The sequence below is a fragment of the Mycobacterium sp. genome (assembly GCF_008709575.1).
In the GTDB taxonomy this organism is placed as follows: Bacteria; Actinomycetota; Actinomycetes; order Mycobacteriales; family Mycobacteriaceae; genus Mycobacterium.
This window is the reverse complement of sequence record NZ_VYIK01000002.1, coordinates 78,491-90,063: the sequence shown is the minus strand read 5'-3', so window position 1 is coordinate 90,063 and position 11,573 is coordinate 78,491. Positions and strand designations below refer to the sequence as shown.

Genomic DNA, 11,573 nt, shown 5'->3' with positions numbered 1-11,573 from the left:
GCGACCCGCGCTGGTGACGATGCAGAGCGAAGCGATGAGGAGGAACAGCGCCGATGACCCGCGCTGGTGACGATGCAGAGCGAAGCGATGAGGAGGAACAGCGCCGATGACCACCGTGCTGATCGTGGAGGATGAGGAGTCCCTGGCCGATCCGCTGGCGTTCCTGCTGCGCAAGGAGGGTTTCGAAGCCACCGTGGTAACCGACGGCCCCTCGGCGCTGGCGGAGTTCGACCGGGCCGGGGCTGACATCGTGCTGCTCGACCTCATGCTGCCGGGTATGTCGGGCACCGACGTGTGCAAGCGCCTGCGTGCCCGCTCGAGCGTGCCCGTGATCATGGTCACCGCCCGTGACAGCGAAATCGATAAGGTCGTCGGCTTGGAGCTGGGCGCCGACGACTACGTCACCAAGCCCTACTCCTCGCGTGAGCTGATCGCCCGAATTCGGGCGGTGCTGCGCCGGGGCGGGGACGACGAGTTCGAAGTCACCGACGGGATCCTGGAATCCGGACCGGTCCGCATGGACGTCGAACGCCATGTCGTCTCGGTGAACGGCCGGCCGATCACGTTGCCGCTCAAGGAATTCGACTTGCTGGAGTATTTGATGCGCAACACCGGCCGAGTGCTGACCCGCGCGCAACTGATCGACCGGGTGTGGGGTGCGGACTACGTCGGTGACACCAAGACCCTTGACGTGCACGTCAAGCGGCTTCGTTCCAAGATCGAGGCCGATCCGGCCAACCCGCTGCACTTGGTGACGGTGCGCGGTCTGGGCTACAAGCTGGAAAGCTGACTGCTCGCGCCTGCCCGGCGGTAACGCGCTGCTATCCCTGCCGGTCTGCCACGATTTCGTCGGCGACAGCGAGTGCCAGCGCCATGATCGATACCTGGGGGTTGACCTCGGGACAGCTGGGCAGCAGTGACGCGTCGGCGACCCAGACCCCGTCGACCCCGCGCAGCCGGCCGTGCGGATCCACCGGGCAGCGCTGCGCGTCGAAGCCGGCGGCCGCCGTGCCGGTCGGGTGAAAAGCCGCCAGGTGCAGGCTTTTCGGGCTGGTCCGAGACAGTACATCGTGCAGCTCGGGCAGTGATCTCACGGTCGGGGCGGCGGGCAGACCGGTGAGCACCTCGACGGCGCCGGCCGCGAACAGCAGCTTGCCCATGGCCTCCAGCGCGATGATCAGCTTGGCGGCGTCGCCGCGGGCGATGTTGTAACGCAGCACGGTCTGACCAGCGACCGAAAAAACCCGGCCGACACCACGGTCGGCTACCATCGCGCCGAACGTCGCGACACGGGCGGCCCGGTCGAGCCAGCCGAGCAGCTCGGAGCCGTAGCCCGGAAACACCATCGAGCCCATCCCAGGCGGGGTCGACGTCGCTTCGATCAGCACGCCGTGCGAGGCGTGCAGTTGGTCGACCGCCGCGCTTTGCAGCACGCCACGCCAGGCCGTCACATCATGATCGAAGCGCCCGGCCAGCGCGGCAGCCGGGTGCAGCGCCAGGTTACGGCCCAGCCTCGGGTGACTGCCCAGACCGCTGCGCCGCAGCAGTCCCGGTGTCTCCGGGGCACCGGCCGCCACCACCACGGTGTCGGCCAGCACGTCGATCGCGGTGCCGTCCGGTCGGCGTGCCCGTACTCCGTGTGCCCGCCCGTTTGCATGCAGCAGGCGCTCGGCGCGGGCGTGCGACACGATCCGCGCGCCGTGCGCGCACGCCTGCGGCAGCGCGTTGAGGTGCACCCCGAACTTGGCGTTGCGCGGACATCCGATCGCACACTGACAGCAGGCGTCGCAGCCCGGCGCGTTGCGCGGGATCGGCGCCGCCTGCCAGCCCAGCGCCGCGGCGCCGTCGAGCAGCAGCCGCCCGTTTCGGCCCATGATCTCCAGCGGCACCGGCGCCACCTGCAAGGTCTGTTCGACGTCGTCGAGATACCCGGCCAGCCGGTCGGGTTCGGCCAGCGTCAGGCCGAACTCCCGGTGCCAACGCTGTTGCACCGATAGCGGCGGCCGGTAGCAGGTGCCGGAGTTGACGACCGTGCTGCCGCCGACGGCCCGGCCGATCGGCAGCACCACCGCCGGGCGTCCCAGCGCCATGGTGGCCCCGGCGCCGCGGTACAGCCCGGCGTAGCGGTCGATCGGGTGCGTGCTGCGGAACTCCTCGACGGTCCAGCGCCGACCCTCCTCGAGGATGACGGTGGACCAACCGGCGCGGGCCAGGGTGCGGGCCGCCATCGCACCGCCGGCGCCCGAGCCGACGACCACCGCGTCGGCGTGGATGACCGAGGGGCTATCCAGCGCCGAGGTGACATCCAGGGCGGCGTCCGGGCGGGCGACGTCGTGTTCGGCGGCCCGGTCGAGCAGCTCGGCGGCGTAGGTATCGGCGCCATTGGCCAGCAGCACGATCGCCTTGAGTCCCTCGATCGCTGCGGCGGCGTCCGGGCCGAGCGCAGCGATCCGGCGCAGCACCTGCTCGCGGGCGTCCGGGCTGAGCCGCGTCAGCGATCGGCCCGTGGTGAGATAGCTTGCGGCGGTGGTCGATAGCAGCCCAGCACGGAGTGCCATCCGGGTTGTCGCCGGCAGCCGAGCGACGTAGCGCTCGACTCGCCCGACGAGTTCGGCCGACGACGGGCCGCCGCGCTCGGCCGGCAGTAGCGCCGAACCGAACGACGCGGTCGCCTGCTGCGCCAGCAGGGTCATCGTCCCAGGCGCCCGAGTCGGCGGCCGAGCTTGAGGAAGAACGGGTACGTCGCAAAGACGGCGCCGGCCAGCGCGTGCATGGGCCAGCGCAGCTGATCGGTCCGCACACCGAAAACGCCGCTGTTCCACATGAAGTCGCGTCCGTTTTGGGACCGAAACGGGCGCCACAGCAGTCCCAGCCCCGGCACGTTGTGGTACAGCCCGAACGAGGTGCCGAAAAACACCCCCAGGGTGGCGGCCTCGGCGACGTCGCGCTGCTCGGGAGGCAAGCCGCGTTCGATCAGCACCCCGGAGACGACCAGCATCGGTGGGTCCAGCAGGAAACTCATGACACAATCCTCTCGTTGACGCCAGGCGCCTCGCCGCCACGCAGGCCGACTTCGGCGTGGCCGGTGCCCAGCACCGACCACCGGCGGTCGCCGACCTCGACGTGGATGTCGGCCTGTTCGGTGTTGGTGCAGACCGCGGTGGCACCGTCCGGATCGGTGTAGCCCATGCTGACGCAGCGCTGCGCGGGCATGTCGACCCGGATCAGCGCAGCGCGACCGCCGACGCGCCCCTCCAGCTGCCAGTGCTGCAGCCCGAGTCTGGTCCGCATCCGCAGTGACGGTAAACCCCCTGCCGGCCAATCTTTTCCGTCGATACGGAACCGGACGAACGCGATCGGCGGCAGTGCGCGCATCCCGGGTGTGTGCGACACCGCGGTCACCACCTCGACCACGTCGCTGTCACCGAGGTCGGCATGCAGCCAGCCCCAGCGCCTGGCGTTGCCGCGACCGTAGATGTGGGCGACCCCGCCGCGCCACCCCTCGATCCGATGCTGGGCGCCGCCGATGCCGAACGAGCCGCTGAATTGCGCGGTCGGCGCGAGCACCACCTGCGCGCCGGGCAGCAGCCCGCGCTCCCACGCCGGGCGCCCGAAGGTCCACAACGGGGGAGCGGTGTCCGTCCAGCGCAGGTCCCACGCCGCCGATCCGGCATGTCCGGCCAGTTCTTCGAAGCGGACGTGCGTGTCGTCGACGCGGAACCAGTCGGCGCCGGCGGCCGGTTCGACCGGTCGCGGACCGAAGCGCTGCGTGCACGGCGGGCCGTCGGCGGGAAACCAGGTCACCCAACCGTGCCCGTAAGCCGGGTGCTCCGACTGCGGCCCGCGCGTGGGGGCCACCGTTTCGCAATGTATCCACAGCCCGGCCCGTGTGACCGGGTCCGAGAGGGTGGCATACCAGACTTCCAGTCGGCCGGGCTCGCCGCGCCAGCGCGGGGTGGCAGCCGAACGCAACGCGTCGTCCACGGGCCCACCTCCCAATCTCTGGGCCACTATATTGGTTGAACCAATGAACCAGTCAAGCCCGCTTGCCCTGCCGCAGCGCCACCGTCTCGACGAGCAGATCGCCGCGTCGATCGCCGAGGCGATCCTCGACGGTGCCTTTCCGCCCGGCACAACGCTGCCGCCGGAGCGGGAACTGGCCGAGCAACTCGGTGTCAATCGCACGTCGCTGCGCCAAGGGTTGGCCAGGGTGGCGCAGATGGGTCTCATCGAAGCCCGTCACGGCAGCGGCAACGTGGTCCGCGACCCCGGCGGTCTCACCCACCCCGCGGTGGTCGAGGCATTGGTGCGCAAACTTGGGTCGAGCTTTTTGGTCGAGTTGCTCGAAGTCCGTGCGGCGTTCGGCACGATCGTCGGCCGGCTGGCCGCCGAACGTGCCACCGACGACGATGTCGCCGCGTTGCGCGCCGCGTGGGACGCCGTGCGAACGACCCCGACAGCGGCGGCGCGCCAAGAAGCGGACCTGGCCTTTTTCCGGGTGCTCATCCACGCCACCGGAAACCGGGCGCTGGGGTTGCTCTACCGCTGGGTCGAGCATGCCTTCGGTGGCCGTGAACACGAGCTCACCGGCGCCTACGACGACGCCGACACCGTGGTGGCCGAGCTGCGTGCGATCACCGAGGCGGTAGCTGCGCGCGAGGCGACGACCGCCGCCGCGAAGGTCGAGGGCTACCTGCGGGCCAGCGCGCTGCGCATGGTCGAGTCCTATCAGCAGGCCGCCCGCCGCGACTGAGCGATCAGCCCGGCGCCAGCATCTGTTTCCAGCCGTCGTCGCCGACCTCGGCGGAATTATTCACCGAATACCTCGATCCGTCGGGTCCGGTGACGACTCCGTTCTGCACGTCATAGATCGCGCTGGCGGTCGCCGCCGGAATGTAGATGCACGGATTGGGCTGCTGTCCGTTGCAGCGCACGGTGCCCGACCCGGGTCGCTGCAGCGGATCGCTGACCGGAGGCGGCGTCCCCGGCAGCTGGTCGGCGGGCAACGGGTTGAGATTGTTGTTGAGCGACGGCGCCGGGATCACTTCGCCGGGATTCACCGGTTGGTCACACCGGGCGCCCGGGGCGGGACAGTTGCGGATCTGATTGGGGTCGCCGTACCACGGGTTGGTGCCCAACGGGACATAAGGCGCCTTGCTGTGGCACTCCCGCGGGGTCGCCGCCCGCTTGCCCGGCACGTCCACGCACAGGGCGTTGCGGGCCCCGCGCACCACATTCGCCGGAGTGTCCTGGGGAATCTTGCAGTAGGTGCCGCTGGGCAGCGGCGCCACGCTGGTGTCTGCCGGAGCACGCCACTGCGACGCCGGGAGAAAGCCGGTCAAGCACGGCGGTGGTTGGTTGATGTCGAACGCGACGTCCACCGATGCATGGTCGGGATAGGCCGACAGCGACGCCTGGGCGATCGCACCGGACTGCGGCAAGAACACCAGCGCCTGTTCGACACCATTGTGGTAGCGCTTGAGCATCTCGAGGACGACCTCGAGGTTGGCCAGCGTCTGCGGTAACGAGTCGCGCACGTCGGCAAACGTCGCAGTGACCTGATCCGCGGTCGGCGGAGCGTTGGCCAGGATGGCCCGCACCGACTGATCCCGCTGCGCCGTCTGGGCGGCCAGGATGTTGAGGTTGGCGGCCCAGGTCGCGATCGCATCACCGGAATTCACCTGGCTGTCGATGATGGGCGCCGAATGCGCGATGATGTCGTCGACATCGCCGAGGCTGCCCGTGAAATCATGCGCGATCGCGCCGGTGGCGTCGACCAGGCGCTGCAGCGACGGTCCCAGCCCGCCCACCGCCTGCGACGTCTCGCCCAGCAGCGCCGCGATCTTTCCCTTGGGCAGCACGGCCAGTCCCCGGTTGGCGGCATCCAACGCGGGCCCGATCAGGCCGGGAATCGTGCTTTTGGTGATTGTCTGGCCGTTGTGCAGATACGGGCCGCGGTTACTGGTCGACACCAGATCCAGGTACTGTTCGCCGACCGCCGACACCGAGTGCACGTTGGCTGATGCGTCGGCCGGGATCCGGTAGCGGTTGTCGATGCTCATCGTCGCCCGTGCACCCCGCTTGGTGGGTTCGACGGCGGTGACTTTCCCGATCGTGATGCCGCGGTAAGTCACGTTGGCGGTTCGGTACAAGCCGCCCGACCCGGGCAGATCGGCGTAGAGCCGGTAGCGGTCGACGCCGAGCAGACTGGGCACCCGCAAGTAGTACCAGCCCAACACCGCCACTGCGGCAACCGCCAGCCCTGCCAATATCACCAGCTGGGTTTTGACCAGGCGCGTCAGCATCGGCTACTCACCCCTTTCCACCAGCGGGCCGCCGGGCACGTTATTGGGGTTCGGGGTGAACCGGACGTCGGGGATCATGTCTTCGGGATTTCGTCCCCACGACTGTTCCAGGGCCCGCAACATCCCGGAGAATCCCGTCCCGCTCAACAGCGCGTTGTCCAGCGTGCTCAGCGTCAGATCACCCGCCCCGGACACGTTGACGTAATCTCCGCGGACCACCTTGGACACATTGTCGATGTTGAACGGCGCGGTCAGGCCCAACTTCAGCGCACCGACCACGTACGGCGCGGCCCGGCCGAGCTGCTTGAGCCCCCGCTGCAGCGACTTCAAGTCCTGGTGCAGGTTGGGCCGGGTGTCCGACAGCGTCCGGTCGGCGACGTCGCTGAACCGCCCCAGCGATTCGACGGCGTCGGCAAACAGCTCACGGGTATCAGCGAAATGCTGGACCAGCGGCGGAGTTTCGGTGAGCACGCGATTCAGCGTGGCGTCGCGGTCGGCGACGATCGTCAGCAGTTGGTTGGTCGAGTCGATGGCTCGGGTGAGATCGTCACGCTGGCGGTTCAGTTCGGCGGTGAAGGTTCCCAGCCTGGTGAGGAATTCGCGGATCTGGTCAACGCGGCCGTCCAGAGCCTTGACCACCTCGGTCTCGATCACGTCGAGGTTCGGAATGCCGCCGCCGTTGAGGATGACCGCGATGCTGGCTAATGTCCGCTCCACGGTGGGGTAGGCCGAGGCGTGTTTGAGCGGGATGGTGTCGCCACTGCGCAGCAGCTGCGGCGATGGGTGCGGTGGCACGGCCAACTCGACGTGCTGAGTGCCCAGCAGGCTGGTTTGGCCGATCCTGGCGGTCGCGTTGGCCGGCAGCCGCACGGTCGGGTCCAAATCCAACGTCAGCGTCGCCACCCAATTCCGCAGCCTGATGTCGCGCACAACCCCGACCCACACATCGGCGACCCGCACCCGGCTGTTGGTGTTCAACGCCAAGGTATCGGGCATCTGCACATAGATCGTCAGGTGGTGGGGACCGGTGCCCTGGCCGAACGGCAGCGGCACATTGGCGATCCCGCGCCAGGCGCACGAACTGAGCACCGCAGCCGTCAAGAGCAGCAACAGTCCGCGGCGGGCGATGCCGACCAGGGCGCGCCTCATCGGCTCGACCCGTTCTGCGCGGGCGCCGGTCCGGGAACCACTCCCGGGGCCGGCGCCTGGGGCGGCGCGGGCTGCGGATACCACGGCGGCGGCAACGGACTGGACTCGTCGTAAGCATCCGGTGAGCCCGGCATAGTGGTCCCCGGCGGCGGCGGTGCGATGTCGGGCCCGCCCATCAGCTCGGCCAGCGACTCAGGCGTGAGCATCTTCGCGGTGAGCGGCTGCACCTGGGTTCCCTGCATCCCGGGAGCGACGACCCAGCCCGGTTCGGAATTGCGATGGGAAAAAGGCGTGTCCGGCGAGAAGATCCCCGGGACAGTGGTGTCCTTGTATCCGGAGGGCGGGCGCAGCCGCTCCTCGGAGTACGCCACCTCTTTGGGCAGCGCGGACGCAGTGCTGAACAAGTTCATGCCGAACGGCAGGTAGTTGAACTTGACCGCGTCCAGGATCGGCGCCAGATATTGCGCGCACAGCTCCGCCGACTCCTGGTAGCCCAGCCGGCTGGCGGCCTGGATGGCGCTGCAGATCGCCTGCAGCGGGTTGGCGAAGTTCGGAAAGACCCCCATGCCCACCAGGGCCCCGTGCACCGGGTGGTAGAGGTTGTTGAAATTGCCGGCATAGGTGGGCAGTAGGTGCAACGCGGTCTCCAGGCCGTCCCGCGGTTCGGGTTGCAGCAGCGCCGTGGTCGCCTCGGAAAGGTTGCCGACGTCGTGGGTCAGCACTGATCCGTTGTCGGCGACGAATTGTCGGGCGGTGCCCAGAACCTCGTCGACCCGCGTGATCGTATCGGCCAGTTGACGATCGGATGTGGCGAACCAACCCGTGACTTGGGCGAGATTGCGGTTGAGCGCCGCGAACTGCTGATCGTTCTGGTACAGCGCGGTGACAAACAGCGCCAGGCTTCGGACTACCGCGAAGAAGTCGCTCCGGCCTTCGTTCAGCGCGGTCAGCGCGTCAGACAGACTGCTCAGCGTTTGGTTGACTTCCTTGCCCTTGGCCGCCAAGTTGTCCGCCGCTGATTCGATGAGGTCGCCGAACGGTCCCCTCGGTTGCTGTACGGTGGGACCCAGTTGCCGCAGGATCGCGTTGAGCGATTCGCGCAGTTGATCCCACTCGACCGGCACCTGGGTGCGTTCGATCGGGATCACCGCGCCGTTGTGCATCACCGGCCCGCCGGTGTAGGGCGGTGACAGCTGGATGGTGCGGGATGCCACCAGGCTGGGGTTGAGGATCGACGCGGTCGCATTCGCCGGCACCTTGTACTTGTTGTTGTAGTGCAGCGTGATTCGCATCTCGTCACCGGCCGGCTCGATTTTGTCGACGGCACCGACCCGCACACCCATGATCTGGACCCGGTCACCGGGGTAGAGGGCAAGGGTTTCGGGGAAGTATGCGATGACCGTGGTGTTCGTCAGTTTCCGGTAGAGTTGCACGCCGGCGCCGATCGTGACGACGGCGACAATCACCGCCAGTGAGCCGAGGATCACCGTTTTACGCGACAGCTTCGGCAGCCGGAGACTGCGGATGTCGAAGATGGTGCTCACTGATTGCTCCCTCCGGTGCCGCCGGGTGTGATGAACGGGGCGGGCAGCTGCGGCCCGGGTCCCGGTGGCGCCGGGGGCGCCGGTGGCAGCGGCGGTGCAGGTGTCGCCGGCGGCGGCGTCGGTCCGGCCGGTCCGAGCGGCTCACTGCGCGCCCCGGGCGGTCCGGGCGCGATCGGCACCGGTGTGCCCGGAACGTCGGGTGGTATCTCGCCGGGTCGGCCGGCGATCGGAATGCCCGGTGTCGGGGGTAGCCCGTCGGGGTTCGGCGGTGACGTCACGACGTCCACCGGCGCCGGAAAACCGCCCGGGATCGGGCCGAAGGGGCCTTGCTCGAGACTTGCGCACGGCAGCGGATTGCCCGGCCGCGGCAAGGTTTCCGGCGTCGGGGTATACGAGCAGGGTGATCCGGGTGCAACGGCCGGACCCGGATGGTCGGGGGTGCCCTCCAACACCGGTGGCGCCGCCGGCGGTGCGCCGTTGGCGAATCGGGTGCCGTTGGGGTCGGGGAACCGGAACGCCGGCAGCCCGGCGCTGCGCCAGAATTCCTCGACGTCGATGCCGCGCTTCTTGAACGCGGCGTCAACCCACGGCTGCAGAATCTGAGCGGGCAGCAGGTTGACCACCATCGCCTTGAAATACGGGCCGGAACTGACGGCCTCGCTCAGCGAAGCGGTGTATCTGCTGAGCATGACCAACGCATCGGCCAGCTCGTTTTTGCGGTGGACCAATTCGTCGCTGACCGTGCGCAGCTGGCCCAGCACCCGGTTGAGGTTCGGATTGTCCTTGATCAGAGCCGACACCTGGGCCGACACCGCTGAAACATTGCTCAGCAGAACGGTCATCGCCTGGCTGCGTTGCTTGACGGCCCTCAGCAGTGTTTCGGTGTTGACCAGCAGCGTGTTGATCTGCGTGCTGCGGTCGCCGAACACATGGGCGACTTTGGTGGCATTCGACAACAGCTGCTTGATTTGCTGGTCGCGGCGGCCGATGGAATCGGCGAATCCCCTGACCCCCTCGAGCGCGGCACCCAGGTGCGGCGAGGTCTGATCGAGCGTCTCCGACAACACCTTCAGCGAGCGCTTGACCGTGTCGATATCCCATCCGGTTGCCGCGTTGGTGACGTCGACGAACGCGTCGTAAATCTGGTACGGGGTGCTGGTCTGCCCGAACGGGAGTACTCCGTTGGCCCGCAGCGGTTCCGAGCCGCGAGCGTCGATCGCGATGTTTTTGCGACCGAGAATGGTGTCGGTGCGGATCGCGGCGCGGCTCTTTGTCCCGATTGTCCGACCGGGCGCTGAAAATCCCACCAGGACCTTGTCGCCCTGGATCGCCAGCGAGCGCACCAGGCCGACGTCCACCCCGGCGATTTGGACCTTGTCGCCCTCGCTCAACCCACCCGTGTCGGCGAATTGCGCGTAGTAGGTCGGACTGGCTGACAGCATCGGCAAACTGGTGAAACTTTGCCCCACGCCGACGACGAGCATCGTGACCACGATGCCCATCACCCCGACCCGGCCGCGGTTGAATTCCGTCAGCACTCTCATTGCGGCATGCACCGTCCCGTCGGCTGAGTGAGAAGCTTGACCGTTCGGACCGGTCCACCCGGCTGCAAACCGTTGACCTTCAGCGACAGATCGCAAAGGTAGAAGTTGAAGAAATCGCCGTAGGTGCCGGCGGCGCGGCCGATACGGCGGTAGGCGTCGGGCAACTTCGCCAACTCGTCGTCGAGAGTGGACAGATCGTGGATGAGTGGCTGCTGGACGCCTTCCAGGTAGCCGACGGTGCTGTGCAGCAATGGCCTGTCCTCGCCGAGCAAATCGGCCAGAGTTCCTGCCGCACTGCTGATATAGGCCGTGGCCGCGGCCAGCGGATCTGCCCGGTTTTTCAACCCGGTGATCAGCTTCTCGAAATTGTCGACGGTTTGGTCGAACTGCTTCTGGTGTTTGACGGTAGTGGCCAGCACGGTGTTGAGATTGGTGATCACCTCGCCGATCGCCCGGTCGTGATCGGACAAAGTTGTTGTCAGAGAGGCAGTCTGGTCGAGGATGTCATTGATGGTGCCGCCCTGACCCTGGAATACCGTGATGATCGCGGAAGCGATGCTGTTGACCTTGTCGGGGTCGAGTGTCTTGAAGAGCGGCCGGAATCCGCCGATCAGGGCATCGAGATCCAGAGCCGGCCGGGTGTGCTCGAGCGGGATGGTTGCCCCCGGAGCGAGCTGCTGGTCACTGGCACCCCGCTCGAGCTCCAGATAGCGTTCCCCGACGAGGTTGAGATAGCGGATCGAGGCCGTGGTGTCGCGATCCAGGCGCAGCGAGCGGTCCACACTGAACTCGACCCATACCCGGGTGTCGCGGTCGATCAGCGTCACCTTGGAGACCTTGCCGATCTCCACCCCCGACGCACGGACAAACTGCCCCGCACGTAATCCACTGGCGTTGGTGAACAGCGCGGAATAACCAATGGTCCGGTTGAACCGCACGTGTCCGAAGACCACGATGATCATCACGGTAAACATCAGCAGCACCAACCAATAGACGCCGAGCTTGACTGCGGTACCGGTGATTTTCATGGA

The 11,573-nt window shown here is 67.6% G+C and carries 10 protein-coding genes; 2 read left to right on the top strand and 8 right to left on the bottom strand.

Annotated features, from left to right (window positions below):
- The first annotated feature begins 106 nt into the window (after positions 1–106).
- Positions 107–790: a response regulator transcription factor gene (locus F6Q13_RS01095; RefSeq protein WP_293050974.1), complete on the top strand. Its 684-nt coding sequence runs from the start codon at positions 107–109 to the stop codon at positions 788–790.
- Between the two features lie 31 nt (positions 791–821).
- Here the strand turns inward: F6Q13_RS01095 and F6Q13_RS01090 are convergent, their stop codons facing one another.
- The 3 genes from F6Q13_RS01090 to F6Q13_RS01080 are packed head-to-tail and all read right to left on the bottom strand — an operon-like array spanning position 822 to position 3,984.
- Complete coding sequence (locus F6Q13_RS01090; protein ID WP_293050972.1) at positions 822–2,693, bottom strand: GMC family oxidoreductase; 1,872 nt, start codon at positions 2,691–2,693, stop codon at positions 822–824.
- Positions 2,690–3,022: a hypothetical protein gene (locus F6Q13_RS01085; RefSeq protein ID WP_293050970.1), complete on the bottom strand. Its 333-nt coding sequence runs from the start codon at positions 3,020–3,022 to the stop codon at positions 2,690–2,692. Before F6Q13_RS01085 ends, F6Q13_RS01090 begins: the two co-directional genes overlap by 4 nt.
- A complete protein-coding gene (locus F6Q13_RS01080; protein ID WP_293050967.1) occupies positions 3,019–3,984 on the bottom strand; it encodes a hypothetical protein in 966 nt (321 codons plus the stop codon). The genes F6Q13_RS01085 and F6Q13_RS01080 overlap by 4 nt, the downstream gene beginning before the upstream one ends.
- A 43-nt stretch (positions 3,985–4,027) precedes the next feature.
- On the opposite strand from F6Q13_RS01080, the gene F6Q13_RS01075 reads away from it, so the two are divergent.
- On the top strand, positions 4,028–4,753 hold the full coding sequence (locus F6Q13_RS01075) for a GntR family transcriptional regulator (protein WP_293050965.1): 726 nt from the start codon (positions 4,028–4,030) through the stop codon (positions 4,751–4,753).
- Between the two features lie 4 nt (positions 4,754–4,757).
- Here F6Q13_RS01075 and F6Q13_RS01070 read toward each other — a convergent pair whose 3' ends face one another.
- From F6Q13_RS01070 to F6Q13_RS01050, 5 genes are read right to left on the bottom strand one after another with little or no spacing between them, the layout of a single operon-like run.
- Positions 4,758–6,305: an MlaD family protein gene (locus F6Q13_RS01070; protein ID WP_293050963.1), complete on the bottom strand. Its 1,548-nt coding sequence runs from the start codon at positions 6,303–6,305 to the stop codon at positions 4,758–4,760.
- A gap of 3 nt (positions 6,306–6,308) precedes the next feature.
- Entirely contained in the window at positions 6,309–7,454 is a 1,146-nt protein-coding gene (locus F6Q13_RS01065) for a virulence factor Mce family protein (RefSeq protein ID WP_293050961.1), read from the bottom strand.
- A complete protein-coding gene (locus F6Q13_RS01060) occupies positions 7,451–8,998 on the bottom strand; it encodes a virulence factor Mce family protein (protein WP_293050959.1) in 1,548 nt (515 codons plus the stop codon). Before F6Q13_RS01060 ends, F6Q13_RS01065 begins: the two co-directional genes overlap by 4 nt.
- Positions 8,995–10,542, bottom strand: coding sequence for a virulence factor Mce family protein (locus F6Q13_RS01055; RefSeq protein ID WP_293050957.1), 1,548 nt, complete (start codon positions 10,540–10,542; stop codon positions 8,995–8,997). The genes F6Q13_RS01060 and F6Q13_RS01055 overlap by 4 nt, the downstream gene beginning before the upstream one ends.
- A complete protein-coding gene (locus tag F6Q13_RS01050; protein WP_293050954.1) occupies positions 10,539–11,570 on the bottom strand; it encodes an MlaD family protein in 1,032 nt (343 codons plus the stop codon). Before F6Q13_RS01050 ends, F6Q13_RS01055 begins: the two co-directional genes overlap by 4 nt.
- Between the last annotated feature and the right edge of the window lie 3 nt (positions 11,571–11,573).